The organism is Paenibacillus xylanilyticus (assembly GCF_047246825.1).
In the GTDB taxonomy this organism is placed as follows: Bacteria; Bacillota; Bacilli; order Paenibacillales; family Paenibacillaceae; genus Paenibacillus; species Paenibacillus xylanilyticus_B.
This window is the reverse complement of sequence record NZ_JBFOLB010000006.1, coordinates 81962-108920: the sequence shown is the minus strand read 5'-3', so window position 1 is coordinate 108920 and position 26959 is coordinate 81962. Positions and strand designations below refer to the sequence as shown.

Here is a 26959-nt window from a genome sequence, read left to right as displayed (position 1 = left end):
TACATGGTTATTCGAGGGTAGACACTTAATACTAAAAATGGCTTTAGACAATGTTTAGAAAAAGATAAAGGCTGAGAAAAGAGGGGTAAGCCTTGGATACTAATAAAACGGAAACCCTGAAGCGGATTATTTCTGAGGGAAGTTCTTACCAATCATTGTTTTTTAATCACCCGGATGCCATATATGTGATGGACATCCATGGAAACTATATCGATGCCAATCCATCAGTAGAGCGAATATCAGGGTATACACTGGATGACTTAATTCGTATGAATCCAAATCAGATCTGTCCGCCTGACAGTGAGCATTCGAGGCAGGAATATATTAACGAGGTTATTACTGGACGCTCAGTAAGCAACACCCTTTCGTTTTATCATAAAAGTGGTTCGGTACGACAGGCTGAAATAACCTACGTGCCCATAACGGCTGGCGCAGAGGTCGTAGGAATTTACGGCATTGCCAAAGATGTGACTGAGATCGTGGCAGTGGAGCGGAAACTCCAGGAAACGCAAGAAAAGTATCAGGTGCTCGCGGATCACGCCCAGGACCTAATAACGACAAGTTCATTGGAAGGTGAGCTGTTGTACGTTTCTCCTTCAGTGTACTCTTTGCTGGGATATCGGCCGGAAGAAGTGACAGGCAAGTTTTTCAAGGATTATTGTTATCCCGGAGATTACCCTGATCCGTTGGAGCTATCGGAGATTGGCAAAGGCTGCAAAATGCGTGTGCTGCACAAGAAAGGCCACTATGTTTGGATGGAGACTTTGGCGAAGCCTGTAGCTGGGGCGAAGGGCAGAGGCGTCCAGATCGTAAGCATAAGTCGGGATATTACCCAGCACAAGGATGCGGACAGACGTTTGAGAGAGAGTCGACAGCGCTACAAATCCCTGTTCGAGCATAATCCGGCTGCGGTCTATTCGTTGAATCTTGAAGGTAAATATAGTGCGGTGAACCGCAATTTGGTCAAGTTGCTGAACATCCCTCGCAATAAGCTGATCGGACAGTCCTTTCTATCCAATCTGGATTCTTGTGAGGTGGGACGTGGCGAAACCTACTTTGAGCTGGTGAAGCAGGGTAAACCGCAGCATTATGAAACGCGAATTGTGAATGCCATGGGGAAGAAGTTTGATGCGTCTATCATTAATGTACCCATCATTGTCGATCAGGAATTGGTTGGCGTATACGGCATATTATCCGATATAACCGAACGCAAGGAGTATATCGAGCGTATTCAGGAGCTCAGTAAGCAGCATGCGCTGATTCTGAATTCTGTTACAGAAGGCATATATGGACTGGATGCGGAAGGGAACACCATGTTTATGAATCCGGCTGCGGCGTACATGTTTGGTTACGAAGTGGAGGAGTTCCTCGGCAAAAACGCTCATCCCATCATCCACCACTCCCGTGCTGATGGAAGTTATTATCCCAAAGAAGAGTGTCCAATTCACATGACTGTGATGGATGGACAGCGTCGCTCCGTGAAGGAGGATGTGTTCTGGCGTAAGGATGGCAGCAGCTTCTTGGTAAAATATCAGGTTACACCGATTATTGATCAGGAGCAAATTCAGGGTGTAGTTATTGTCTTCAATGATGTAACAGACGAACGTGAAATTGTACGTGCCAAGGAAACAGCCGAACTCGCAGCGCAGGCCAAGTCGGAATTTTTATCGATGGTGAGCCATGAGATTCGTACACCGATGAACGGAATTGTTGGCATGACCGAACTCCTGATTGGAACCGATCTGTCGGAAGAACAGCGGGAATATGCCCAGATTATTCAAGAGAGCGGAGATGCGCTGCTGAATATTCTGAATGATATTCTGGATTTCAGCAAACTGGAGTCCGGTAAGATGGCTCTTGCTTATGAACCGTTTTCTCTCCGCAAGATGCTGGAGCAGGTTGCAGAGCTGTTCAAGGTTCGAGCAGAAGAGAAACGATTGCAGATCAGGTACCGTCTGAATCCAAACATTCCGGAATTCATGGTGGGTGATGCGATGCGTATCCGTCAGATTCTGGTTAATCTGGTCAGTAACGCCCTGAAGTTTACGGACCAGGGCAGTATTGATGTCAATGTGGATATCGTTAAGGGCAGAAAGCCTGAAGATAGCGTACTGGATTTTGCGGTGAAAGACACGGGGATCGGCATACCCGCGGACAAGCTGGATCAGTTGTTCCAGTCCTTCTCTCAACTGCATCCGGTTATTAACCGCAAATATGGAGGCACAGGGCTGGGTCTTGTTATCTCGAAACGGCTTGTGGAGATTATGGGCGGAAGTATCGGTGTGGAGAGTGAGGACGGAAAAGGATCAACCTTCCGTTTTGCGGTGCCTGCCACAAGTGTAGATGATGCTGCCGAAGACACAGCACGTCAATTCACTCATGACCGCACTCGCCAGAGCGACAAGGTCGCGATGCGTATTCTGGTAGCCGAGGATCATCCGGTGAACCGGAAGATTTTAACCGAGTATCTTGAAAAGCTTGGATATGAAGCTGATATTTGTACCAATGGGGTTGAAGCCATCGAAGCCATCTCGCAGAATGCCTATGATATTGTGTTGATGGATATTCATATGCCCGTTATGGACGGGATTAAGGCGACCGATCTTGTACACCGGCTCATTCCACAGGATCGTATTCCTGCAATTATTGCCGTGACAGGTAATGCCAAACGGGAGGACAAGGAAGCTTGTCTGGAGATTGGAATGCGGGATTTCATCAGCAAACCGGTGATGCTCAGTGAATTGAAGCGGGTGCTTCAGCAGTGGGGGCCGACAGATCAGCCTCAACTCGCACCGAACTAATGATATAGCATCCAATACAACAATCAAACAGGCCAGCGAAGTCTCCGAACAGGAGGCTGCTGGCCTGTTTGGTGTATCAAGTTTTTTTGATTTTTAGAATGATCAATAATAGGGTCATGGAAAGGATTATGCCAGGGTCAGTCGATTGATGTTGCCGGATAATATCGCACAGGAACGCTCGAATTTCTCACGCTCGGACGAATCCAGATTCAATTCAATAATCTCCTGAATGCCATCCCCTCCAATAATCGCCGGAACACCGGCACAGACATTGCTCTGACCATACTCTCCCTCCAGAATGGCCGAGACGGCAATGATTTTGTGTTCATCATTAAGGATGGAACGGGTAATGTGAGCCAGTGCATTCCCAATCCCGAATTGGGTGGAACCTTTGCGGGTGAAAATCTCCCATCCGGCATCTTTGGTTTTACGGGCGATATCATCGAGATCCAGATGTTTAAAACGTTCTTTATGCTGTTCCATGATGTGCATGATCGGTTTGCCCCCAATGGTCACATGCGACCAGGCTACAAACTGCGACTCTCCATGCTCCCCGAGCGCATATCCGTGCACGCTGCGCGGATCGATCGAAAACACTTCGGATAATAACGTCTTGAGCCGGGAGGAATCAATGGAGGTCCCCGTACCAATGACATGTTCGCGTGGAAGACCAGACAGTTTCCATACCATATAAGTTACTATGTCAACCGGATTGGCAGCGACGACAAAGATACCGCGAAAACCGCTCTCCATGATGGGGAGAACAATGTCCTTGGCAATCGATTCAGCTTCCTCCAGAATATCCAGACGTGTCTGACCCGGTTTGGGATTCGCCCCCGCAGTCAGGACAATGACATCCATGTTTCCGCAATCCGCATAAGTGCCAGCGTATACTTTGGTACGATTATGTGTGAAGTCCATGCAATGCGAGAAGTCCAGCGCTTGCGCAACGGCGCGGTCATACGTCCGATCGACCATCATGATTTCCCTGCATATGGACTGATTAATCATAGAATACGCACAACTTGAGCCTACAAGACCCGCCCCGATGACCGCTACTTTCCCTGATTTGCCTAACACTGTCGTTCAGCCCCCATATCCACTTATTTTTTCATTCGTACTTCAAACATATGTTAAGTATAGTCCTTTAATTTATGCCAAAATCCGTATCTACGTTACATAAGATAACACATGAAAAAGCTGTACAGCAATGATATCCTCTATCGCGGGAGCGTATTGGAGTAATGGTGTTAACAAAATTTACATGTATAATGTATTTTCAAGGAAACGACGGCGTTTGCATCAGCACGATTCGACCTGACATCATTCCCCCTGCTTGTCGGATCAAGGGAGATTCTTACGAATAAGAGACCTGACAAAAGTTCTTATGAATCCGCACAAACAGAACAAAACCGTCAAAGGGATCTCTGCATGAGCTGACGAATACCTATGGCAAGCTAATCAAAATGCAATTTGGTCCATGAGACAGGTTGACCCGATCCGATGACAGTTCCAGAAAGGAACGCTGAAGCCACTATTTTTGAATCCAAAAGACTTCATTCCGGGAGGGAATAATAATGATTGAAGAAGCAGGAGCAACGACGGAAACGGCCAAGAGCCTGGGCATAGGAGCCAGTACTCTTCGTAAATATGCGGCAGCACTGGAAGAACAGGGATATCGCTTCGAGCGATCCGCCAACAAATCCAGATTGTTCAGATCAGACGATATTGAGTGCATTGAACGGTTAATGACAGAGCTCAGGGAGCATAACCTGCCGCTTGCGGATGCCGTGGTGACCGTTTTGTCACCAGGGGTACCCGTGAGCGCCAAAGAGATTTCTTCGGAAAAGGAATGTGCGGCATCCATGATGCCTGCCATGTTCCCTGAAGGAACAGAGCCAGCCGGCAATCTCAGGTCCTATGAGGGTCTGGGCCAGCTTGTAAATGAAGTGACCTACGGTGCCGTTGAGCCAAAAGAGGATCGGGTGCAAATGCTGCAGCAGCGAGTGGATGAGCTGGAGTTAACACTGCAGCAACTTGCTGATACCCATACGGCCCTGCAGGACCAGATCGAGAAGCAGCGTCTATGGATGAATGAGAAGCTGGAAGAGGAGCGGGATCGTGAACTGGTGACCAATTTGCGCAGTTTCCAGGGCCGAAAGCGCAAACCAAAAGGAACTTCGCTGCGGATGCTGTTTGGTTTGCTGCCCAAGAAGCACAAGGAAGCGTGAAAAGAAGAAGGGGTCTGTCGTGATTTCGCGCAGGCAGCCTGATATAATAAGCTCCATATCACAACAAGAAAACGGGCAGCTTGATCTGCTCTGTGGGCATATGGAATGCCGCATGGCGTTCGGGATGCCGGTGTAGGAGGACATGTGGGGCTGCAACGAAGTTGGCAAAGGTTACTTGGTCTGTGGACAGACCGTCCCCGTCGGGAGGGCTCATTGATTTTGGAACGTTACAGGATACAAGAGCTGCTTGGCATGGGAAGCTATGGACTCACCTATTTATGTGTAGACGAGCAGAACGGCAAGGAAGTCGCATTAAAAGAATCAAAGCCCAGCAAAGGCAGACTTTCTGCCCGATTGCTGGAACGGGAAGCGGACGTGATGAACCGGATGGATCACCCGGCAATTCCGAAGCTGCTGCATGCATTTCAATATAAGGGAAGAAGCTGCATCGCCACGGAGTATATCTGCGGTGAAACGCTGGAACAGTGTATATTTGAGCAGGGCCTTAAGTATACAGAGCAGGAATGTTTGGCACTTGCTATTCAATTGCTGGCACCCATGGTCCATGTTCATGAGCAGGGATATATTCACGGAGATGTGCGTATTCCGAACGTTATTTTGCGTCAGGGGCAGGTACATTTAATTGACTTTGGCCTGGCGCGGCGTATGGGGGAGCCGTTGTTGCCTGAGCTAAAGCGCCGGATGCGTGAACTGCCCGAGCCCGAAGATGAGCCTGCCTCACCTGATCAGGATCTGCAGGATCTGGGTCATTTTCTTCTGTTTATGCTGTACTCGGCATATGAGCCAGAGAAGGGCAAGGCACCTGCAAGTTGGCAGGAGGAGCTGGAGCTTACGCCTGAACTGCGCCATATGCTGGAGAGACTGCTGGGGCTTCGCCCCGGATACACAGCGGGTGCGCCTGAATTACAGGCGGAAATGAAGCGCGTATTGGATTCCTATTCAAGTGAAAAGGGTACACAAATAGGGGATGTTCTGCTGCCGTGAGATTCGGCTGGCTGAACATCCCCTATTTGCATATATACTCATTGCAGCACCATATTAGCTGGAGCTGTATTTTCTGCTTTTGTAATACCCCGAGCCGTGGCGGTTATCCCGGTATTTCATATCTGAAGATGAATAGCGTTTATATCCACGTTTCCCTGAGGAACTGCTGTAACGTTTATAGGAGCGTCTGTCCGAGGAGCTATAGTGCCTCCGGTGTGATGAAGATTTGGAATCAAGGAGTTTGCCAATAATTTTTTTGAACATTGCATGATCACCCTTTCGTCTTCCGTTTTAAGCATATACGCAGCCTGAGAGGGGAGGGTTTCGAGTTTTTTATGGAAAGTGGTATTCATTGCACATATGGTTGGCGTATAATAGGATGTTGATGGTTTACGGAGTACACGAATTTTTTATTTTGAGCGTTTCGCGCTACAATAGAAGACAGGATAAGATTATAACGGACAGGAGAAGTTGTAATGATTACGTTAAAAACCAAAGAGCAGATCCAGAATATGAAAAAGGCGGGCGAAATTCTCGCTGCGTGCCATAAAGAAATCGCGAAAATGATCCGTCCAGGGATCACCACCCAGGAGATCGATCAGTTCGCAGAAGCTTTTATGAAGAAACATGGTGCGACACCGGAGCAAAAAGGGTACAACGGGTACCAATATGCGACATGCGCGTCTGTAAATGACGTGATTTGTCACGGTTTTCCGGGAAAATATGTACTGAAGGACGGCGATATCGTCACGATTGACATGGTCGTGAACTTGAATGGCTGGCTGGCCGATTCCGCGTGGTCTTATGCCGTGGGTCAAGTGACACCGGAAGCCCAGCATCTGCTGGATGTCACGAAAACATCCCTCTACAAAGGCATTGAGCTTGCCGTAGTCGGCAACCGGATCGGTGATATTTCCAATGCCATTCAGACGTATGCTGAAGGAGAAGGCTTGTCTGTCGTACGGGAGTTTATCGGTCACGGTATTGGTGAAAAAATGCATGAAGAGCCGCAAGTTCCTCACTATGGCCCGCCACATCGTGGTCCCCGCCTCAAGGAAGGCATGGTGATTACCATTGAGCCGATGCTGAACATCGGAACGTTCCGGAGCAAGCTGGATGCCGATGGCTGGACTGCACGTACACAGGATGGAAGCCTGTCTGCTCAATACGAACACACCATTGCCATCACGGCAGATGGTCCTGTGATTTTGACTGCACAGGAGTAGTGATTCATTCGTCGATCGTGGCAATAAAATGATATTTGATGTTTTCAAGGCGGCCCACGTTTGTGATCCGCCTGTTTCGGTTTAAACTATTAAGAGTCAGCATTTAGCACTGTGTGATAACGGGAGCTTCGGGGATATTGAATTCCTGAAGAACAGCCCGAACCCGCGGGCGAGCTTCATGCTTGAAGAGATAACATATTGTGCTGGTGGTATAACATATATGATGATAGAGGTTATATTCAGGCCACTGGCAACAAGGAGGTCATTAAGTTGTCTGAAAATGAACAGATTGTACTTGCATCCCGTCCGGAAGGTGCACCATCCCGGGATAATTTCAAATTCATTCACACTCCGCTCCCTGAACCGGAAGCAGGTCAGGTTCTGGTGCGTACATTATATTTGTCGGTTGACCCTTATATGCGGGGCCGTATGAAAGACACCAAGTCTTATGCACCTCCATATGCGCTGAATGAAGTCATCAAAGGCGGGGCCATCGGACAAGTGGTAGATTCCTCGGAACCCAATTTGCGCAAAGGTGATTTCGTCTCAGGCATGTGGGGCTGGCAGCGGTATGCGGCAGTCAACACGGGAGATCTCTCCCTTATTGATACGGAGGAAGCACCCCTTACAGCATACCTCGGTGCGCTCGGCTTAACGGGGTTAACGGCTTACTTTGGCATGGAGGATATCGGCAAACCGAAGGATGGCGAAACGGTAGTGGTGTCCGGCGCAGCGGGAGCTGTAGGCATGATTGCCGGTCAGATCGGCAAGATCGTAGGTGCAAGAGTGGTCGGTATTGCAGGTTCTGATGAAAAATGTGCATATTTAAAAGAAAAGCTCGGATTCGATGTTGTCCTGAACTACAAGCGGGAGAACGACATGTCTGCAGCCATTGAACGGGTGTGTCCGGATGGCGTAGATGTCTATTTCGACAACGTTGGCGGTGATATTTCAGATGCCGTGCTCAGACATATCAATCGGAATGCACGCATTCCGCTGTGCGGGCAGATTTCGTCCTATAATCTGGAGAAGCCGGACATCGGCATGAGACCACAGACATTGCTGCTGACCAACACAGCGCTGATGAAGGGTTTCTTGCTTGGTGACTATGCGAAATCCTTCAAGGAAGGACGCGCTAAATTGGCGAAATGGATGAAGGAAGGCCTCATTCAGTATGAGGAGAACATTGTGGAAGGATTCGAACAAACTCCGGAAGCCTTTATGGGTTTGTTCTCGGGGGATAATCTGGGTAAACAGCTGGTGAAAGTTGCAGATCCTGAGTAAAATCACATTGTTCATGCTTGCGATGCAAACAGGTTCATGTAATCAATAACAAAAGACACGTCTCGCATTAGCACATGCTGAGAACGTGTCTTTTTTAATGACTCAGTCACCGATCAAGATGCTGCGGCAACGACTTCCTTATAGTGTTTGTACATATATACCCGCCAGCGAACAATCATGCCGAAGGCCAGGAGGAAGAACAATCCGCCTGTCTGCGGAATGGTGATGTACTGCTGAATGACCTCATGCAGGATCAGACGTACTGCCAGCAAACCGAGCAAAATAAAGGCAAAGCTGCGGGATCGGGTCGCAAAAATCTCTTCGTTTATCTTTTCAAACCGGGTACTGCGAATGAGGGGATAGGAGAAGAGGAACCAACCAACCAGCAAAGCAATGAATGCCCACAGCAGCGGAACATGGGTCTCTGGTACAACAAACATCAGAAATCCGGTACTCATGCCCAGCGGCGGAATAAGTATTTTTCGAATGGTTACCGGCCGGTGACTGGCCTTCATACGAATGAAAATGGCAAGCAATGCCATGACAAGCATACCCAGGGTTGCGCCGATCTGAAGGTAATACGGACTGATTTGAGCCACGAAAGTATCCCTCTTTCTGGAATAATATATGATCCGGCTATTCGGATGATCAAACGAATCTCAGAATTTGTTGTTTCTATTATATCACAAACCAAGAAAGCCGATAGAATGCATAGTGCATAATTTGCACGAACACATCATAACGTGATTAGCACCATTTGATTATTGAAAATTTGTACTATTTTGTCCACTGCAGGTTCGTTTATGCAAGCAAGGGCAAATCAGGTAAACCATGGACTATACGAATGCATGAAGAGAGCGAGACACCCTGGGAGGAAGACACAGCATGAAAAGAATCCACAGGCCATTAACCTTATGGTTGCTGGCTTGTCTGACAGTGATATCGGTGGCTCTGGCTGTTCCCTGGATCTGGTGGCAGTCTCAAGCCCCGGTGCTGCTGAACATCATGATTATCGACAAAACGAGTCCGAAAGCACCTAATCCGGGATATAAAGGCTTGGTATGGCTGCTGAATCAGCAGAAAATTGTGCAGAGGACCGGAGAACGGTACTTCTATGACGAAAATAATGACGAGGATAGCACGGTGAATGGTGTTTCTCCTGTAACAGAAACACTCCAGGCTGAGGTAACCGAAACGGATCTGATCTACTTGACCTCATCTAGAATCAACCCTGGACCTGATGTTAGCCCCAAACAGCCTAAAAACGAGGGGGATGAAGGGCTAACGATATATGATGCCCATAAAATTCGGGAAGCAGCCGACAGAGGGGTAACGGTTGTTGCGGAATACAATATACAGTCCTTGTGGACATCCAATAACGTTAGGGAGCAGCTCCACCCCATCCTGGGATTGAAGAGCAGTGGCTGGCGGGGGAAATATGTGTCCAATCTGCAAAGTCGGATTGAAGTGCCTGAACAGGTACGCATCGACTATGAGCACATTGCGGGACAGGAGTGGCCTTACTCCGGACAAGGCATTCTGCTTGTTCATGAAGATGGCCGGGTTATCGTGCTGCGTGGCGGGAGGGATGTACGGACGGGTGAGCTTGGGCTGTCCTTTACTGAGAAAGGCAGAAAGTGGAGCGGAATTCATCAGGAGATTCGGTACAGCAGCTGGTTCGATGTCGTCGTGCCGGATCAACCCGATTCTGTACTGGCAAGGTACCAAGTCGATCTGACCGAGGAAGGCCGACAGAAGCTCGTTAATGCGGGTATCCCGAGTGATTTTCCGGCTATCGTACGTAATGACAGGAATTACCGGGCCTACTATATGACAGGTTCATTCGGAGAGCTGGAGCATTACTCGTTCTGGCGCAGAATCAAGGGATGGGATGTTATTAAGGGTTGGCTTACGCCGAATCAGAAAGGAATACCGGATATGTTTTACTGGAAGGTGTACGTGCCTGTTATGAAACAGATTCTGGAGGAGGTTCAAGCCGAAGAACTTGCCTGGCCTAGAGAAAAACCGTTCTGAAGGAACGGTCGGAGGTAGAAAGGGAATGCAGCAATGAGCTGTATTCCCTTTTTTTCGTATGATAGTGGGCGGATCAGTCATGATGCAGATGTTGAAGCCCATGAATGAAGGCTTTAACGGTCAGGCGCAGGCTTTCATGGGGTTCAAAGTCCATGTTGAACCCGCCTTGCGCTTCAATGGATGCGAAGCCATGGCACAGACTTCTTAAACCGCGTACCGCATGCAGGGCTTCGGCTTCGGAGAGCGGGTATGGCTGCAATGCCCGCAACAGAATCTCAAGTGTAGCTGTGCTGGCAGCTGCGAGCTTCGGTTCATCGCGTTCCGGAGCGTGGAAGGAAGCTTCGTACAGCCCCGGATGCTGGCGGACAAAGCCGATATACGCTGAGGCGATGGCCTGAATTGCCTCGTCGCCAGTGTGTTCAGCGGCAGCCGAGGCTAGTGCCTGGCTGAGCTGCTCGACAGACATCAGCGCCAGCTCCTGGCGAAGCCCGGGGAGACCGCTGATGTGGTTGTACAGCGACGGAGAGCGCACATCCAGCCGCTGGGCGAGTGCCGCCAGCGTGAGCGCCTGGAAGCCGTCGCTGTCAGCAAGCTGGGCCGCGGCGCTCAGCAGTGCGCCGCGATCCAGCCCCTGCCGCGGGCTCACAGGTGCCCCCCGGCAGGGCGAAGCCGCTGCTCTGCGTCAGCCGCCGTCGCACGCATGGCGGCCGCGGGCTGGCGCAGCATCCGTCCGTGGCCTACAGCCAGCACGGACGGTTCCAGCTCGGCCAGGCGTTTCGCGCTGGCCAGAGCAAGTTCACGGTTCCACGTCGCCAGCGCGGGGAACGGAAAGAGCGGGCGCACGCGGCCGGACACGGCGAGGCCGCCATGCAGCTGATACGCGTCGCCAGCGATAAGCACGCGGCTGCGCGTATCCATGAAGGCCATGTGCCCTGGCGTATGGCCTGGAGTGGCTATGGCGATCAGGGAGCCGATGCGATCGCCGTCTTCCAGCAGCCGGTCCGGACGGGTGCGGATTCCTTTGGGCACACTGCCGCGTACCGGAGTCTGTGGTTCCCCCGAAAGCAGGGTGGCATCTCCCATGAGCAGCTTGGCATCACGCTTGGAGATGATGACCTCCGCTGAGGGCAAAGTGTCCTTGAGGCCATCCAAAGCACCAACATGGTCGCCGTGGGCGTGGGTCAAAATGATTCGGGTGATCGGTTTGCCAATGGATTTGGCGGTAGCCAAAATCCCTTTTAGACTAAACGGCATCCCTGCATCAATAAGGGTTAAGCCCTCTTCCTCCTCCACAAGATATACGTTCACAGGGAAGAGACGGGGGAGGAAAGAAATTTGAATAATGTCATGCTCACGGGTTAATCTCATCGAAAAAACCTCCTGAAAACTAATGGTATTAGTAATATAACTAATGGGATTAGTTTTTGCAAGATCTTTGGAAAAATAAAAATATTTAAGGGAATGCACTTCTTTACAAAAAAAGCGTTTTCAAAATGACGATTACCGATTATAATGATGACGTAAGCCCTTTCATATGTCTATCTTTTTGGAGCCATTCGCCATGCGATTGGCTCACTTTTTTTGTTCATTTTGAATAGAAACATGAATGGTTTCGTAAAATGACCTTGTTCTTATTCGAGCCCACAAATGCTGATGTAACAGGGGAATCAGGCTACAGAAGCCCTGAAGAGCAGAAGTTGACAAACATAACTGTTATTCCTATAATAACAGTTGAACTTACCTTGGTTGAAGCGCATCGGTGATTGCTGCCGGGAAGGGAGTAAGTTATGAACAGTGAATTTACCATTGCCGTCCATTGCCTTGTCTTTCTGTCCATGAAGGATGAATGCATGGCAAACAGTGAAGACTTGTCCCAGAGTGTGGGTACACATCCGGCGAGAGTACGCAAGGTCCTTAGTGTGCTGCGGAAGCACGGTTATCTGACCACGAAGGAAGGTGCACATGGCGGATACTTGCTAAGTCGCCCGAGCGGTGAAATCAAGCTTGGGGAACTGTACCGATTGGTTGCAGGCGGCTCACTTGGCCCCAATTGGTGTTCCGGAGAGTCGGGTTCCACTTGTATTGTTTCTTCCAACATGCAGGACGTCATGGGGAGTATCTACGATGGTGGTGAGGAAGCGCTGACTTCCTATTTCGACAGTATATCAATTGAGGATGTGAAGCATCGTATCGGAGATGGGGGCGCATGCTCTTCGTCCAAGAATGGATTGTCGTCGAACGATTAGAAGAAATGCACGTTGTCCCGGTGAATGAGATTCATGGATGGTTCAGGTTATTCCGGGCATAACGTGAACACAGATGGGTGCAATCGTCTGCGCTGATGTTATTTTCGGAAGGTGGGTACCTCGTAGAGATCACTTGATATGGCCTTGCGAACATAAATTGAAACAATAGATATACTAAAAAACACTTGGGGAGTGGAATGAATGTCCAGTATTGAAAACAATGAAACACTGCGCGTGATTAACGAACGTCATTCAGTCAAGAAATATGAAGCCGGTTTTGTTATGCCCGAGGAGGATCTCACTGCGATCCTGACTGCAGCTTCCGAAGCACCGTCTGCATGGAACCTGCAGCACTGGAAATTCCTTGTGATTGAATCCGAAGCGGACAAAGCTAAATTGCTGCCGATCGCCTATGGCCAAAGTCAAATCACAGACAGCTCCGTTACGATCGCAGTACTTGGAGACCTCGAAGCCAACCGCAATGCCGTGATCTATGATCAGGCTGTTGAAGCAGGCCACTTGAAGCCTGAAATTCGCGACGCATTGGTTGGCCAAATCAACGGTGCTTATCAAAGCCCGCAAATAGCTCGTGACGAAGCCATCCGCAATGCTTCTTTTGCTTCGCAAAACATTATGCTGGCTGCACGTTCCCTTGGCTATGATACATGCCCAATGGGTGGTTATAACCCGCAGCAACTAATCGAAACATTCAACATTCCTGCACGCTACGTACCTACATTGTTAATCACGGTAGGTAAAGCAGCACAACCAGCTCGTCCGGCGGGTCGTTTCCCGTTGTCTGACGTAGTGGTTAGAGGCTCTTTCTAAAAGAAAAACCTTGTATCCGTCTAAGGTATAGACTCAATATAAACAGCCGCATGTTCCCTCAGGGAGCATGCGGCTGTTTGCTATGGAAGGCGAGTAAGGGTTTCATGGCTCAGGCGAGCAATCTTCAAGGCTTTCCGTTGACTTTATGTTCTACTTTTCAGGTGTTTCGGGGATCTTCGGTGCGTTAAATTTTTCCATGTACTCAATAGCATTGTACATCATGACCGCCGCTTCTGCACGGGTGATGGTTTCCTTCGGATTAAAATTGCCGTCCGCATCGAGCGTATTGATTTTTAGAACCAAAGAACGCTGAATGGCGCCCTGATACTCAGGAGTAAGCTCCTGTTCATCTGTAATATCCACCGGTTTGATGTTAATCATCGGCAGACCGCCTTTGGCTTCAATGCCCTGCATCAGAAAGAGGGTGAATTGTTCACGCGTCAGTTCCTTGGCTGGATCAATGTCCTCAGCCATTTGAATTCCATTATATTTGGCACGGATAAAGGCATCACTGTACCATACACCGTCCTTCACGTTGCTGAAGGAATCACTCGGGAGCGGTTCCTTGACAAAACGAATCGCATCCAGGTTCAGATCGAGACCATCTGCGATAAACTGTATTCCCTGAGCGGTGTTTAACTGCTGTTCGGGCTTGAACAAGCTGTCGCTCACTCCTTTGATCCATCCCTCCTGGTGCAGGGATTCAATCTTGTCGGCCCCCGCAATACCCTGAATGTCAGTAAATCCGGCTTGAGCAGCGCTAATCGGGCCAGCACACAGAGAGAGTGTGAGCAGAGCTCCGGCAGTTAAAGTGGCTATCATATTTTTGGTCATGTTGGATCGCCTCACTTTTCCAGGGGTTTTCCCTTTGTATAAAAGCTATTTGCCCCTATAGACGACCCCTATCTTTAAAAGGTTGCTTCAATTTTCCAATGAATTCATATTGAATCTCAGGTAACAGGGGCTGCCCGTCTAACCTTTGGTTTTGTTGCGATATTCCGTGGGCGAACGTCCCATCATTTTGCTGAACAAGCGAGAGAAATAGTAGGGATCCTTGAACCCAAGCTCCGAACTGATCTGTTTCACGGTCCAATCGGTAAAATCAAGATAACGGCAGGAATGCTGGATTTTGAGTCGCAGAAAATAATCGATGGGTGAATGTCCGGTTGCCTGTTTGAACAATTGTGAATAATGAGGTACTGATAATCGGGCTTGCGCTGCCAGATCTTTCAGAGTAACGCTGCCCTCCAGATGTTCCAGCATATACTGGACAGACTGTTCCGCCGCCCGTTTGCTGCTGACCATGCTGCCACCTGCTCCCTGACCGTAGGCAAGCAGCCCAAGCATGTAGCCAACAATCTGGGAAGCATATATCATGGTTTGCAGCGAGTATCCCGTTTCGAGTACATCATAACATTCGTGGAACAGCTCCAGCCATTTCTGCGCTTTGACTGGAGCGATAGTGGAGATGTGATCTGTCAGAAGTGGTTCAATATATGTAAGGGCGTGCTCACCGCGCAGATGAATCCAGTAGATGCTCCAAGGCTCCGCCGCCTTGGCCCCATAGATATGAGCCTTATTTGCAGGCAATATGACCAGGTCGCCCGCATTTACATCATGGCGCTTGCTGCCATCCAATACATACCAACCTGTGCCTTGAACACAATACATTAGTATATGAGAGGCACATCCTTCAGGTCGATCACGGTAATGATGCTTTGCTTCATGGAAGTAGCCGATATCGGTGACATATAGTCCTGAGGTGACAGGGTAGCGTGCTGCTTCTTCCAATAGCGGATCTGGCAGTACGATGAGCTTTTGCATTCGGAATCCAACGGATTTACGCAGTGTGGTTGTTTGGTTGTAAAGTCTCATACTTGTATTATGGTGAGGGAGGATGGGGGAGTCAATGATAGATCTGCAAGCGTTCACAAAATCATCATGGTATTCTTGTTGCTGCGTATAATCGAGTGAAGCAGAAGCCGATGAATTGGGTAAGTACATCATAGTGGAGCCAACAATCCAGAGTATGCGACGAATCATGAAGCAAGATAGACATAGAATTATGAGAAGAAGGAGAGATGAGAGATATGGAACCAACAGTAACCAATGAAACATTTTTTTATATAGGTACTTATGCGTCGGCGGATCAACCAGGCATTGTTTTGTGCGCGTTGAATGCAGATACAGGCGAGATGCGAATCGTCAATCACACCGAGGGGGTGGACAACCCATCGTATCTCGCATTATGTCCAGATGCAAACTGTCTGTACGTGGCGAGTGAAACAGACGAAGGAGAGTTGCTGGTATACCGCAGGGATGAGGCAACGAGTGAACTGCATCTTATGGACCGCAAGCTGACCAAGGGGGCATCACCCTGTTATGTGTCTGTCACGAATGATGGCAAGTGGGTGCTTGCTTCCAACTACAGCAGCGGTAGTGTAAATGTATTTCCGGTAGGGGATCAAGGGACCCTTGGAGAGATGAGTGCACTGGTTGAACATACCGGCAGAGGGAAGAATGATGACCGCCAGGAAGGACCACATGCTCATTCCATTCAGCCGGATCCCTCCGGACAGTATGCGGTTGTCTGTGATCTTGGTCTGGATCAGATTATTGTCTACCGTATGGAAGAAGGCCGTCTGGTAACTCACCGTGAGACGAACCAGCCCCCAGGTTCAGGACCACGACATCTGGTTTTTCATCCGAGCGCGAAGTGGGCGTACGTCATTAACGAGTTAAGCAATACTGTTACGGCATTCATGTATGATGAACGCAGAGGCGAGTTCAATACGCTGCAGCACATTTCCACACTGCCTGAAGGGCATTCGGGAGAAGGAACGGCTGCAGATATTCGGGTATCCACTTGTGGCCGCTTCCTGTATGCTTCGAACCGCGGTGATGACAGTATTGTGCTGTATCACATTGATCAGGAATCCGGAAAGTTGGAAGCTGTTGAGTGGACATCTACCATTGGTCAAACACCTCGTAATTTTAATTTGCTGCCAGGGGGCATTCTGCTGGTGGCCAATCAGGACAGCAATAATATTGTTGCATTTCAGATCAATGGGGAAGACGGGCGTTTGACGCACAACGGATTCAAGCTGGAAGTGTCCCGTCCGGTATGTATTACCCCAGTAGTCTGAAGTGCAATGAATTAAGAATGAACATGGATTGACACCTTAAAAGCTATAGGATCATGTATTTATACATGATCCTACAGCTTTTTTGATTATCAAATCATTCTGAACAAAATAACTGTAGAATTAAAGAAAATTACTAATTTAGACCTATAGATGGAATTATATGTTTAATTTAAAATAAATGTATTAAAGCGCTTACATAAAGATGACGCTAATGGGACAACGGGCTTACCAATTTATTTGGGGAGGCTGCTATTCTATGTTAAATCGATCATGGAGACGTATCTTACGGACTGCGGGAATATCCCTGCTGAGCTCAGCGATGTTGATTACTTCATTTGGACTGGGTAACGCTCCTGTAACTCAGGCGGCAGGTACGCGTCAGATGGAATTTTTGGACCGTGGGGTGATTGCGGTGAAGACGGGGACGGGTGTATTTGTCAGTTGGCGTCTTCTGGGAACGGAAGGATCCAACGTTTCGTTCAATGTGTATCGGGATGGAACCAAAGTGAACACGTCTCCAATAACCAATAGCACGAACCTTCAGGATACAAACGGGACAAGCAGTTCCAAATATACGGTTCGAGCCGTAGTAAACGGAACAGAACAAGCTGCTTCGGCGGCAGCCAGCGTTTGGGGTAACAACTACCTGTCTGTACCTCTCAGTGTACCGGCCGGCGGGACTACACCGGATGGAGTAGCGTATACGTATAGCGCCAATGATGCCAGTGCAGGCGATCTCGACGGAGACGGTGAGTATGAATTGATCGTGAAGTGGGACCCTTCCAACTCCAAGGATAATTCCCAGAGCGGCTATACCGGGGAGGTATTCATCGACGCTTATAAATTGAACGGAACGCGCCTGTGGCGTATCGGTTTGGGCAAAAATATCCGCGCAGGTGCTCATTACACCCAGTTCATGGTGTATGACCTGGATGGTGACGGCAAAGCCGAGGTAGCGATGAAAACGGCTGATGGCAGCAAGGATGGTACGGGTGCAGTCATCGGCGATGCCAGTAAGGATTACCGCAATACAAGCGGCTATGTTTTATCCGGGCCCGAATTCCTTACCATCTTCAATGGCCAGACGGGTAAAGCCCTCTCCACGGTGAATTATGAACCGGCGCGTGGAAATGTTTCCGATTGGGGAGACAATTATGGCAATCGGGTAGATCGTTTTCTTGCAGCGATTGCCTATTTGGATGGAGAACGTCCAAGTCTGGTCATGGCACGTGGATATTACACGCGTACTGTGCTCGTCGCCTACAACTGGCGGAACGGGCAGCTGACCAAGCAGTGGACATTTGATTCCAACACGTCCGGAAACTCCGGTTATGCAGGACAGGGCAACCATAATCTGAGCGTCGCGGATGTCGATGGAGATGGCAGGGATGAAATTATCTATGGCGCTATGGCGGTGGATGATAACGGAAAGGGTTTATACACGACAGGGCTCAAACATGGGGACGCGATGCATCTGAGTGATCTGGACCCGGATCGTGCGGGGCTTGAAGTATTCCAGGTCCATGAGACACCATCCAATGCGGGAGTTGAATTCCGTGATGCACGTACAGGGCAGCTGATCTGGGGCATACCAACAACGAAGGATATCGGACGCGGCATGGCAGCAGATATTGATCCAAGGTACAAAGGTGCCGAAGTTTGGGCGGACGGCGGTTTGTATACAGCCAAAGGACAGAAGATTGGGACAACCTTGCCTTCATCCACGAATTTTGGCATCTGGTGGGACGGGGATCTGCTGCGGGAGCTGCTGGACAGCAACCGAATCGACAAGTGGGACTATGCCAACAGCAAAACGGTTAATTTGCTGACAGCTTCAGGTGTTTCCTCCAATAACGGAACGAAATCCACACCGAATCTGCAGGCTGATCTGTTCGGGGACTGGAGAGAGGAAGTGGTTTGGCGTACAAATGATAGCTCTGCTCTGCGGATCTACACCACAACCGCAGTTACGGACAAACGCCTGTATACCCTGATGCATGATCCGGTGTACCGACTGGGTATCGCATGGCAAAATGTGGCCTACAACCAACCGCCGCACACCGGTTTTTATTTGGGTGAGGGCATGAGTACACCTCCGGTACCCATTATTCATTATGCAGGCAGATAAGAGAGAAACGTGATCTAGTGCAGGCAGGGTAGAGCAGGTAGCTATTCAAGATAAGTTATTCTGCTGACAGGGAGGACAACGGCAGTAGTCTGTTGTTCTTCTTTTTTGCCTACTGTGAATTCGGGAAAAATCGGAAAAAACGTTTGACAGGCCAAGGGGCTGCCCTTATGATATGCATATAACTTACTAAACAGGTAGGAATAATAAAAATGATTGCTTTAACCATTGCGGGAGCGGTCATTTACAGTCAGATTAGAGCACCTGAACAGAATAACGTTCTCACCGTATAGACGGAGGAACACCGCAGCACATCATCTCTGGATGAAGCATGCACGACCGAAGGTCGGCATGACTTTGTGAGGGAGAAGTGTGCGGGTGGTTCCTCCGTCTTTTGCTTTTTTTTCGGTGCGTTCCATGCTGTTCAGCCTGCCTGAGGTAGTCATTGCAGATCATTTTGGGGGGAGTGTTGTTGATGAAAAAGAGAATTCATAAGGGTATTCTGGTTGGTCTGGCACTGGTGTTAACAGGGGTACTGGCGGCATGCGGCGCAGAAAGTGGTGGCTCCAATGCGGCAGGAACATCCGGAGGGCAGGACAGTGGCAATGAAGGTGCAAAAGCCATCGAGCTGCTGAATGTGTCCTATGATCCAACGCGGGAGCTGTATGAGCAGTATAACAAGGCGTTTGCGGCGTATTGGCAAAAAGAGAAAGGCCAGGAAGTGACGATCAAACAGTCGCACGGCGGCTCAGGCAAACAGAGTCGTTCCGTGATTGATGGCCTGGACGCGGATATCGTTACGCTGGCGCTCGGATATGATATCGATGCAATCGAAGATAAAGGGCTGATCAATGCGGGTTGGCAGGATAAATACGAGCATAACAGCTCCCCGTATACCTCAACCATTGTATTCTTGGTACGCAAGGGCAACCCGAAAGGCATCAAGGACTGGGATGATCTCATCAAAGGGGATACCCAGGTGATTACCCCGAACCCGAAAACCTCCGGCGGAGCGCGTTGGAACTATCTGGCGGCATGGGGATATGCGCTGAAGAAAAACAACAATGATGAGGAGAAGGCAAAGGAATTCGTTGGTGAACTCTTCAAGCATGCGCCTGTACTTGATTCCGGGGCACGCGGCTCTACGACAACGTTTGTAGAGCGTGGGATCGGCGATGTGCTGCTTGCCTGGGAGAACGAAGCTTTTTTATCGGTAAAAGAACTGGGTCCGGACAAATTTGATATTGTTGTACCTTCCGTTAGCATTTTGGCTGAGCCTCCGGTTGCGATCGTGGACAAAAATGCAGACAAAAAAGGCAGCCGTGAAGTGGCAGACGCCTATCTGAAATACCTGTACAGCGAAGAGGGGCAGACCATTGCCGCGGAGAATTATTATCGCCCAACGCTGGACAGTGTAAAGGAGAAATTCAAAGACCAGTTCCCGGAGGTTGAATTGTTTACCCTGAAGGATGTATTCGGCACATGGCGGGATACACAGGCCAAACATTTTAATGACGGTGGGATTTTTGATCAGATTTACGTTCCAGGCAGCTAATGCTTGATACAAACAAAGCGCACGACCATGTAAGCGGCCAACCAGCCCTACCGGCTGAAGGCAGAGAGGATGAACGTCCATGAGCAAGTTGATGGTGGCCCGAAGACGCACACTGCCGGGTTTTGGATTAACCATGGGGTACAGTGTGTTCTACCTGAGCCTGGTTGTACTTATTCCACTGGCAGCGCTGATCTTCAACTCCACGGGACTGACGTGGGCCACGCTAATTGAAACGGCAAGTAACCCTCGGGTGCTTGCTTCTTTCAAGGTTAGCTTCCTGACTGCAGGCACGGCTGCCCTGATTAATCTGGTCCTTGGGCTGCTCCTGGCTTGGGTGCTGGTCCGGTATGAGTTCCCAGGCAAGCGTTTGTTTGACGCGGTGATTGACCTGCCATTCGCCCTGCCTACTGCAGTGGCGGGTGTTGCTCTTACGGCACTGTATGCGGGGAATGGCTGGATTGGGCAGCTTGTGGAGCCCCTGGGCATCAAGCTGGCCTATTCGCAAGCAGGTATTACTCTGGCACTAATGTTTATCGGGATCCCGTTTGTTGTACGCACGGTGCAGCCGGTTCTGGAGGAGCTGGAGGCAGAAGTGGAAGAGGCTGCGGCTACGCTGGGAGCGGGAAGGTGGCGAATCTTTCGGACCATTTTGCTTCCCGACCTGATTCCGCCGCTGCTGACCGGATTTGCGCTGGCATTCGCCCGAGGTATAGGAGAATATGGTTCGGTCGTGTTTATCTCGGGCAACATGCCGATGAAAACGGAGATTGCACCTCTGCTGATCATGGCGAAGCTGGAGCAGTTCGATTATGCGGGAGCGACGGCTGTAGCTCTGCTGCTGCTGCTGGTTTCTTTTGTCCTGCTGCTGGTGATCAACTCTCTTCAGCGATGGAGCAGGAAGGCAGGCCGGGCTTAGACGCAATAAGCCAACCTAAACCAAAAGGAGGTACAGATTATGGCGGGTTCCGTTCCATTAACGCCTACCCCCCGCGTGCGAAGCGGGCCGGAGAGAAACCGGGCAACCACGGAGGCTCCATGGGTCAAATGGCTGTTGATTGGACTGGCAAGTCTGGTACTTCTCTGGCTTCTCATTTTGCCATTAATTATGGTTATGATGGAGGCATTGAAGCAGGGGTGGGGCGTCTACATCGCTGCTCTTACTGAACCGGATGCCATGTCGGCCCTGAAGCTGACACTGCTGGTTGCGGCAATTACCGTACCGCTGAATACGATATTCGGTGTAGCTGCTGCGTGGGTCATTACCAAGTTTCAGTTCAAGGGAAAGGGACTTATGATCACGCTGATTGATCTACCCTTTTCGATCTCGCCTGTTGTGGGCGGGATGATCTTTGTGCTGGTATTTGGTTCAAATGGCTGGTTTGGACCGTGGCTGGCAGAGCATGATATCAAAATTATTTTTGCCTTGCCCGGCATAGTGATTGCGACGTTGTTTATTACCTTTCCCTTCGTTGCGAGGGAACTCATCCCGTTAATGGAGGATCAGGGTACGCGGGAGGAGGAAGCAGCGGTTACACTCGGAGCTTCCGGCTGGCGAATCTTCTGGAATGTCACGCTGCCCAACATCAAATGGGGTTTGCTGTATGGCATCATTCTGTGTAATGCCCGTGCGATGGGCGAGTTCGGAGCCGTATCTGTGGTCTCGGGACATATCCGCGGAGAGACGAATACATTGCCGCTTCATGTCGAGATTTTGTATAACGAGTATCAGTTCTCGGCATCATTTGCTGTCGCTTCCCTCCTGCTGATCCTGGCTTTGGCTACGTTGCTGCTCAAGAGCTGGCTAGGACATAGAGCGGTTTCTGAGAAGTGAACGAGAGCTTGAAAAGGGGATCCAATCCAACTTTTTCGGGCGAGTTGCTAAGGTCTTGAAAATTCAGTTAGGTTTCTTGGAAATACAGATTGACAGCTACTGGAAGCCCTGCTAATGTATAAACCAAGTATATAGGTTGGATAAGAATGAATTATAATTCGAACGAATGATGATGTGTTAATAATATAGTGGGCAGCAGCCCGGGAAGAGGAGGCGGCTCAATATGGCTAAGCCGTTAAAAGTGGATGAGGTTTGGATGGATCGAATTGCCGGACAACTGAATGACATGGAGTTTGGCTCGCTTCACATCGTTGTACATGAAGGTCAGATTGTGCAGATGGAGCGAACGGAACGCAAACGATTTGAAAACACGCCCTCAGGCAGCGCCTCCAAATCCGGCAGTACTGCACGAAGTACCTCACCCCGTTCATTGCGCGGATCGAATGCGAACGCCAAGGGATAGAGAGTGAGGCGGGATCAGGAAGCAAGGATGGTGGCAGAGAATTGCTTGGTGTGAATTGCCAATATGTTCTTCCAAAAAACACGCGTAGACTCTCAGTAATTCACGGGAAATTCATGCTTATCAAGCGGGCCAAACTATTTCGTGGGACTTATCTCCATATGCCCGTTATACCATTCATTCGCTTCAGTCAGCACCTGTTGCCCACCTGCTTCCATGAATTCCTCCACAAAGGTATCGAAACTCTCAACAGGCTGATCGCTGGTGATGATGGAGATGTACGCTCTGTCTCTCATGTTGATCAACTCAGTTGAATATTGAATCAGGGCAGGGGTGGCAACCTCCAGGTGATTATAAATACCGTTCTCTGTCAACCCGATGGATGCAGCCCACTGCTCACGTTTGCCGGAGGGTACACCTGGAACAGTCATGCCGATACTGGAGCCGATCATGTTGGTGTAATTCTCCATGCTGTTATATGGGGGGAGAATGTGAAACTCCCCTGAAGATGCAGCGCTCCAGTCCCAGTGTTTTCCTGGGAAGCCATACTCCATTTTGATCTGCTCCACGGGATCGGAGTTTGCACTGACATAATCAAGTATTTCGAGCGTTTTTTCCAGTTTTCCGGGCTCCTTCACCGCATCGGCTCCAATCGTAATAAAACTCATCAGCAGATTGTAACCTTTTGCCCCGCTGTGCCCATCAGGCCCGATAACGGGAGGACCGAATTCAACGCCTGCGGATGCGTTCTTCTGTAGGAGTTCATGGACATTGAACATGGCTCCTACGGGGATTTCTTCGCCCTTTTCATTGAGGACGCTATAATCTCCGTCTTGAGTCCAATGATAATAGTTGCCCATCGAGGTCATCCCAATTCTGCTATTGATAAAAGCATGGGACAAATGCTTATAGCCCCCTTTATTTTCTCCGGTTATAAACTCAGGGTCGATAATCCCGTCCCGATACCACTTTTGCAGATAAACCAAGGCTTGCTTCATCTCAGGCTCCAAAGCGCCGATCACGAGTTGGTTATTTTTTTCATTAAAATACAGCTGTTCGGTAAAAACGGACTGTCCAAAAGCGCCAAACACGACATTCAAGCCCTCTTTGGATAAGGCATATGTATCCTCTTTACCATTTCCGTCAGGGTCACCTTTGGCAAAAGCATACATGACCGTTTCGAATTCCTCTAATGTTGTCGGAATTTCCAGTCCGAGTTGCTCCAGCCAGTCTTTTCGATATACGACAGGGGTCCGGTAGATGTTGGTCTGATTGACGACCGGAATTCCATATAAGGCGCCGTCTATTTCTCCGTACTCCAAGTAACGTGAATCATAATCACGGATTCGCTTTACAATGTTAGGTGCATGTTCTTCAAGTACGTCCTGGGGAATTTCTGCTAACACCCCTTGCATTTGATATTTAAGCAAATCTTGTGGCTGCCTGATCCGGAACAGATCCGGTATGTTCCCTTGAGCAAGCTCCAGGTCCAACAGATCCTCATAGCGCTTGTTCTCAAGGTTCCACACTTCCAGATTGACATCAAAAAGATCCTCAAGATATGCAATCATCTCTGCATCCTCAGGAACAGGCGCATTATGATGCATTGTCCAGGAAATGGTGTAACGTGGCTCGGTCTCCTTCTCAGAGTTCTCCACATGATTCGGCAGCTGTACTTGTGCACCTTGTTCCCCTATATCGGCACAGCCGCTTATGAATACGATGAGGACAAGGGATGTAATAAATAGACGTAGAGCTCTCGAAAGGTTGGGGTTCATAGCAGCTCCTTCTCATTTTTGGATTTCTGGATAATGTCCAATGACGTGATGACTTATCGACGCATCAGTGCATCAGGCTGCGCATGAAGTTTTTCGGCGTGCAGCCGTGAATTTCTTTGAACTTCTTGATGAAATAAGCGGGCGTACGGTAACCGACTGTACTCGCGACCTGCTCGATGGTAAATTCTCGTTGTGCAATGAGTTCCCGTGCACGTTCCATTCTCTGATTCGTAACATATTCGGAATAGGTGATACCGGTTTCTTCCTTGAAAATCTTGCTGAGATATTTGGGGCTGATAAACACTTGTTCAGACACATGATCCAGGGTGAGTTCACCCGAAAGATGCTCGCGGACATAGGCTTTGACGGCCGAGATCGTATCAACGCTCCTTACCTCGCTTCGCTTCTCCATATGCGTAACAAACTCGGTTACGAGATGAATCAGCCATTCCGAATACCGGTCGATATTGTAGAGCGATGAATACTGCTTGTACAGATTCATTGAGCTGGCCTCAGCGGGCTGCCAACGCACCTGACTGATGCAGTCAGCGTAGATGGAAATCATTTTTAACAAAATAATGCGACTGTACTCGGCTGAATACATGCCTTCCTTGAAGGTTGATACCACGTCCTGAATGGCCAGGATCGTACCATCCACATCACGGGACTGCAATTTTTTTTCAACGTTTGCAAGGTACGAGTCTGGTATTTCCAAGGTGCTGGTTTCCCGGTTCAGAAGATCAAGATCCTGTACGGCAGACAGAGCCGGAAAGAAATAGCTGTATTTAATCAGGATGTTGGCCTCATGGTAGCTTGTATGAATCTTCGTGAAATGGTCTACCCAACCGCCTAATGATAATGCAAATTCGAGATCGAATTTGCTTTTCGCCTCAGCGTGAATAGATCCCACAATGTGATCGGTGAGAGGTTCCCCAGGCTGGTTGGTACAGATGATCACCGCTATTTTATGATCCTGCAATTCCTCTGCCAGCAGCCTAGTTTCATCGATATTTGTCATCTCCAGCTGCTGGATGATCGTGTACAACGTATGCTGCAGCTGTCGCGGCTGAAGTTTTTTCCACTTTTCACTCACGGGGTCAATGACGATACAGCGGAAGCGGGAGTATGACATCGAAATTTGGACCGATTGCAGCTGCTCAGCAAGCTCCTCCGGTGTGAATCGGTTATGTAACATATTCAGCATGATACTGTGCTTAATCATTCTGTGATTGGCCTGCAGGGTTTCTTCAAGACTATCGACCTTGCTGGAAAGACTGTTGATTGCTGTATCGATGAACCGGTATTCGTCCTGCTTTAAGCTGGTTGGGCTATCCATCCGGCTCTTAATATTGTTCAGGAGTCGCTTCAAAGGGCTATAGTTGGCAGCTGTAAAGATGGACGACATGGCAATCCCGACCGCAACAGCGAGTAAGCAAAGAATGACCGAGACCTCCTTCAAGCTGTCCAGTTTATAATAGAAGTTTTTATTGGGTGTGGCCGTGTAAATCCTCCATCCAGTGCCTTTAAATTGATCTTGGGAGATGACATAAGAGCCATGGTCAAATATGTGCGAAAAGCCCTCATCCGAAGAATGATCAGAGAGCCGGGACTGAATCGGATTTTCTGTATTCGAGCTGCCCAGCAAGGATTTATCCGCTGCAGAAATAACGGTTCCATCCTGATCGATGATAAATGTACTTTCATAGTCAGCAGGAAGCATATTTTTAATGATCTGACTTATCGCAGTTTCTTTGATATCAATGGCAATCATGACCTTACTGTCTTGTCCCGAAGATTGAAACGGGTAACTGTGGACATAGGAGATTAGAGAGTTCATGTTGTTTGGTTCAGGTGATTGGATATAAGCATCCTGAGGGACCATGCGCGTCTGCATCCATAGGGAATTCTCTTCGGTCTCTTTCATCGCAACAATCCAATCGGCCATATTATCCTCACTGGAGGATGAATTCTCATAGAGCAGGAGTCCGTGTACAGATGAGATCATGAAATGATTCTCCGTATCGTACAAATGAATGGCTTGGATTAGGTCGGAATAATTTTGGACCTGTTTTTTGAGTAACTGCTCAATGTCCAGAATTTTGCCATGGTTTCCTTGTAAGCGATCCAGATCAATATTGACGGAGCTGCCCAATGCCAGAGACAGATAGACCTGATTCACCTTCTGGATGACAGAACTTTCTATGTAATTGACGGTATTTTTGAGCGAAAGCTGCTTGGCGTTTCTAATCTCTTTGCTGTATTGATTGGAGAAGAAGAGATACAAGATTGAACCGAAAAGAAGCGCGATCACGAGGACGATGGCGAGATAGGAAAAAACCATCCTGGATCTCACGGACTGGAAGTATTTGCGCATCCTTTTTCCTCCTTCACAATAGGTTTCTGGACAAC

At 49.0% G+C, this 26959-nt stretch carries 22 protein-coding genes; 14 read left to right on the top strand and 8 right to left on the bottom strand.

The window, feature by feature from the left end; translation table 11 throughout:
- The first annotated feature begins 92 nt into the window (after positions 1 to 92).
- Complete coding sequence (locus tag AB3N00_RS25590) at positions 93 to 2801, top strand: PAS domain S-box protein (protein WP_413037089.1); 2709 nt, start codon at positions 93 to 95, stop codon at positions 2799 to 2801.
- Between the two features lie 126 nt (positions 2802 to 2927).
- On the opposite strand, the gene AB3N00_RS25585 is transcribed toward AB3N00_RS25590, so the two are convergent.
- Complete coding sequence (locus tag AB3N00_RS25585) at positions 2928 to 3881, bottom strand: L-lactate dehydrogenase (RefSeq protein ID WP_413037088.1); 954 nt, start codon at positions 3879 to 3881, stop codon at positions 2928 to 2930.
- Positions 3882 to 4378: 497 nt separating this feature from the next.
- On the opposite strand from AB3N00_RS25585, the gene AB3N00_RS25580 reads away from it, so the two are divergent.
- The 4 genes from AB3N00_RS25580 (at position 4379) to AB3N00_RS25565 (ending at position 8547) form a co-directional block, all read left to right on the top strand.
- Complete coding sequence (locus tag AB3N00_RS25580) at positions 4379 to 5032, top strand: hypothetical protein (protein ID WP_413037087.1); 654 nt, start codon at positions 4379 to 4381, stop codon at positions 5030 to 5032.
- Between the two features lie 144 nt (positions 5033 to 5176).
- Positions 5177 to 6037 (top strand): serine/threonine protein kinase, encoded by an 861-nt coding sequence (locus AB3N00_RS25575; RefSeq protein ID WP_413037086.1) that lies wholly within the window; start codon positions 5177 to 5179, stop codon positions 6035 to 6037.
- Positions 6038 to 6513: 476 nt separating this feature from the next.
- Positions 6514 to 7263, top strand: a complete 750-nt coding sequence (map, locus tag AB3N00_RS25570; RefSeq protein WP_175395805.1) for a type I methionyl aminopeptidase — start codon at positions 6514 to 6516, stop codon at positions 7261 to 7263.
- A gap of 270 nt (positions 7264 to 7533) precedes the next feature.
- Complete coding sequence (locus AB3N00_RS25565) at positions 7534 to 8547, top strand: NADP-dependent oxidoreductase (protein WP_413037085.1); 1014 nt, start codon at positions 7534 to 7536, stop codon at positions 8545 to 8547.
- A 113-nt stretch (positions 8548 to 8660) separates the two neighbouring features.
- Here the strand turns inward: AB3N00_RS25565 and AB3N00_RS25560 are convergent, their stop codons facing one another.
- Positions 8661 to 9146, bottom strand: coding sequence for a CcdC family protein (locus tag AB3N00_RS25560; protein WP_413037084.1), 486 nt, complete (start codon positions 9144 to 9146; stop codon positions 8661 to 8663).
- 286 nt (positions 9147 to 9432) lie between these two features.
- Here AB3N00_RS25560 and AB3N00_RS25555 point away from each other — a divergent pair, with 286 nt between their 5' ends.
- Complete coding sequence (locus tag AB3N00_RS25555; RefSeq protein ID WP_413037083.1) at positions 9433 to 10581, top strand: hypothetical protein; 1149 nt, start codon at positions 9433 to 9435, stop codon at positions 10579 to 10581.
- 73 nt (positions 10582 to 10654) lie between these two features.
- Here AB3N00_RS25555 and AB3N00_RS25550 read toward each other — a convergent pair whose 3' ends face one another.
- Together AB3N00_RS25550 and AB3N00_RS25545 are read right to left on the bottom strand one after the other, a co-directional pair.
- Positions 10655 to 11227 carry a TetR-like C-terminal domain-containing protein gene (locus AB3N00_RS25550; RefSeq protein WP_413037082.1) on the bottom strand — a complete coding sequence of 191 codons (573 nt, stop codon included), beginning with the start codon at positions 11225 to 11227 and terminating at the stop codon, positions 10655 to 10657.
- Positions 11224 to 11949, bottom strand: coding sequence for an MBL fold metallo-hydrolase (locus tag AB3N00_RS25545; protein ID WP_413037081.1), 726 nt, complete (start codon positions 11947 to 11949; stop codon positions 11224 to 11226). The genes AB3N00_RS25550 and AB3N00_RS25545 overlap by 4 nt, the downstream gene beginning before the upstream one ends.
- Before the next feature lie 419 nt (positions 11950 to 12368).
- On the opposite strand from AB3N00_RS25545, the gene AB3N00_RS25540 reads away from it, so the two are divergent.
- Both AB3N00_RS25540 and AB3N00_RS25535 read left to right on the top strand, forming a co-directional pair.
- Complete coding sequence (locus AB3N00_RS25540) at positions 12369 to 12827, top strand: Rrf2 family transcriptional regulator (RefSeq protein ID WP_413037080.1); 459 nt, start codon at positions 12369 to 12371, stop codon at positions 12825 to 12827.
- 201 nt (positions 12828 to 13028) lie between these two features.
- The gene (locus AB3N00_RS25535; protein WP_413037079.1) at positions 13029 to 13655 is read left to right on the top strand and encodes a nitroreductase family protein; all 627 of its coding nucleotides are present in this window, start codon (positions 13029 to 13031) and stop codon (positions 13653 to 13655) included.
- Between the two features lie 150 nt (positions 13656 to 13805).
- Here AB3N00_RS25535 and AB3N00_RS25530 read toward each other — a convergent pair whose 3' ends face one another.
- Entirely contained in the window at positions 13806 to 14489 is a 684-nt protein-coding gene (locus AB3N00_RS25530) for an S-layer homology domain-containing protein (RefSeq protein WP_413037078.1), read from the bottom strand.
- A gap of 138 nt (positions 14490 to 14627) precedes the next feature.
- Positions 14628 to 15530, bottom strand: a complete 903-nt coding sequence (locus tag AB3N00_RS25525; RefSeq protein WP_413037077.1) for an AraC family transcriptional regulator — start codon at positions 15528 to 15530, stop codon at positions 14628 to 14630.
- A gap of 215 nt (positions 15531 to 15745) precedes the next feature.
- On the opposite strand from AB3N00_RS25525, the gene AB3N00_RS25520 reads away from it, so the two are divergent.
- The 6 genes from AB3N00_RS25520 to AB3N00_RS25495 all read left to right on the top strand — a co-directional run bounded on the left by AB3N00_RS25520 (position 15746) and on the right by AB3N00_RS25495 (position 22775).
- The gene (locus tag AB3N00_RS25520) at positions 15746 to 16801 is read left to right on the top strand and encodes a lactonase family protein (RefSeq protein ID WP_413037076.1); all 1056 of its coding nucleotides are present in this window, start codon (positions 15746 to 15748) and stop codon (positions 16799 to 16801) included.
- Between the two features lie 319 nt (positions 16802 to 17120).
- On the top strand, positions 17121 to 18929 hold the full coding sequence (locus tag AB3N00_RS25515) for a rhamnogalacturonan lyase (protein ID WP_413037216.1): 1809 nt from the start codon (positions 17121 to 17123) through the stop codon (positions 18927 to 18929).
- A gap of 472 nt (positions 18930 to 19401) precedes the next feature.
- Entirely contained in the window at positions 19402 to 20481 is a 1080-nt protein-coding gene (locus AB3N00_RS25510) for a sulfate ABC transporter substrate-binding protein (protein WP_413037075.1), read from the top strand.
- A gap of 79 nt (positions 20482 to 20560) precedes the next feature.
- Positions 20561 to 21397: a sulfate ABC transporter permease subunit CysT gene (gene cysT, locus AB3N00_RS25505; RefSeq protein ID WP_413037074.1), complete on the top strand. Its 837-nt coding sequence runs from the start codon at positions 20561 to 20563 to the stop codon at positions 21395 to 21397.
- 39 nt (positions 21398 to 21436) lie between these two features.
- On the top strand, positions 21437 to 22312 hold the full coding sequence (gene cysW, locus AB3N00_RS25500; RefSeq protein WP_413037073.1) for a sulfate ABC transporter permease subunit CysW: 876 nt from the start codon (positions 21437 to 21439) through the stop codon (positions 22310 to 22312).
- A 223-nt stretch (positions 22313 to 22535) separates the two neighbouring features.
- Positions 22536 to 22775 (top strand): YezD family protein, encoded by a 240-nt coding sequence (locus AB3N00_RS25495; protein WP_413037072.1) that lies wholly within the window; start codon positions 22536 to 22538, stop codon positions 22773 to 22775.
- Positions 22776 to 22909: 134 nt separating this feature from the next.
- Here the strand turns inward: AB3N00_RS25495 and AB3N00_RS25490 are convergent, their stop codons facing one another.
- Together AB3N00_RS25490 and AB3N00_RS25485 are read right to left on the bottom strand one after the other, a co-directional pair.
- Positions 22910 to 24550 carry an extracellular solute-binding protein gene (locus AB3N00_RS25490; RefSeq protein ID WP_413037071.1) on the bottom strand — a complete coding sequence of 547 codons (1641 nt, stop codon included), beginning with the start codon at positions 24548 to 24550 and terminating at the stop codon, positions 22910 to 22912.
- A gap of 64 nt (positions 24551 to 24614) precedes the next feature.
- Positions 24615 to 26924, bottom strand: a complete 2310-nt coding sequence (locus tag AB3N00_RS25485; RefSeq protein WP_413037070.1) for a helix-turn-helix domain-containing protein — start codon at positions 26922 to 26924, stop codon at positions 24615 to 24617.
- Positions 26925 to 26959: the final 35 nt, after the last annotated feature.